General features: G+C 68.2%; 1 protein-coding gene. It reads right to left on the bottom strand.

The features are described 5' to 3' along the window. Positions 1 to 1151, bottom strand: a 1151-nt coding sequence (locus AX681_RS05805; protein WP_231734870.1) for a methyl-accepting chemotaxis protein, incomplete at both ends; no start/stop codon positions are given.

The following is a 1151-nucleotide window of genomic DNA, read 5'->3' as shown; positions in this document are numbered from 1 at the left end:
ACCGGTGCGGGCGCAGCGGCAGGCGCGCGCGTCGCAGCGCTGGCCGCCGTGCGGAAGCTGTCGGCGCGCTCGCCGAGCACGCGGACCTCAGCGTTGAGACTGCGCGCGGCGGCCGAGGTCTGCTCGACCATAGCGGCGTTCTGCTGGGTCGATTCATCCATCGTGCCGATGGCCGACGCGATCTGCTGCACCGCGGCTGCCTGCGCCTGGTTGTCCTGGGCGAGGCCGTTCAGCATTTCGTGCACCGCCGACACGTCGGACGAGATTCCGACCAGCGCGCCATCGACGCGCTCGACCGCGCCGACCGCGATTTCGACGTCATTCTGGGTCGTGGTGAGCTGTTCGCGGGCGCGCTTGGCTTCTTCTTCCGAACGCATCGCGAGCTGGCCAACCAGGTCGGCGACGACCGCGAAGCCACGGCCCGCTTCGCCGGCACGACCGGCTTCGACGGCCGCGTTCATGGCGAGCACGCGAGTCTGGAAGGCGATCTTGTCGAGGCCTTCGATGACGCTGTCGATGCCCTTGGCGCTTTCCGCGACGCGGCCCATCGCCGAGACCGCTTCCTCCGCCGTGCCGCGACCGGTGCCGACGGTGACCATCGCCTGATCGGCGCGACCGACGGTGCGGGTCGCCGCTTCGGCGCCGTTGCGCAGGCGATCGTTGATCTGCGCGACGGCAGCGGAGGTTTCCTCCAGCGAGGCCGCGGCGCTTTCGGTGCGGCGGGCCAGGTCTTCCGACGCCGCCTCGATCTCGGTCGAGCCCGCGCTGATCGACCGGACGCTTTCGGTGACCGACTGAATCAGGTCGCTGAGCGACTTGAGCGCGCCGTTGAAATTGTCCTTAAGCACCGCATAGGAGCCCGTGAACTCGGCGTGGATCGGCCGGGTCAGGTCGCCCTGTGCGAGCGAATCAAGATGGCTGGACAGCGTGTCGATCACCATCTTCTGCTCGACATCGGCCGCAGCCTTGGCGGCGGTCAGGCGCTCCTGTTCCTGGGCGTTGTCGCGGAAGACGAGCACCGCCTTGGCCATCGCACCGACCTCGTCACCGCGATCGGTGCCGCTGACGTCGATGCGGTTATTGCCCTCGGCCAGCGTGTGATCTGCCCCCCGCTGAGTGGCCCAGAGACTATGATAGTCTGGACCATGAAA

The organism is Sphingomonas sp. CCH9-E2, from assembly GCF_001557215.1.
Taxonomy (GTDB): domain Bacteria; phylum Pseudomonadota; class Alphaproteobacteria; order Sphingomonadales; family Sphingomonadaceae; genus Sphingomonas.
Note: the sequence above shows the minus strand (reverse complement) of the source record. Positions and strands in the feature narration are given on the sequence as shown.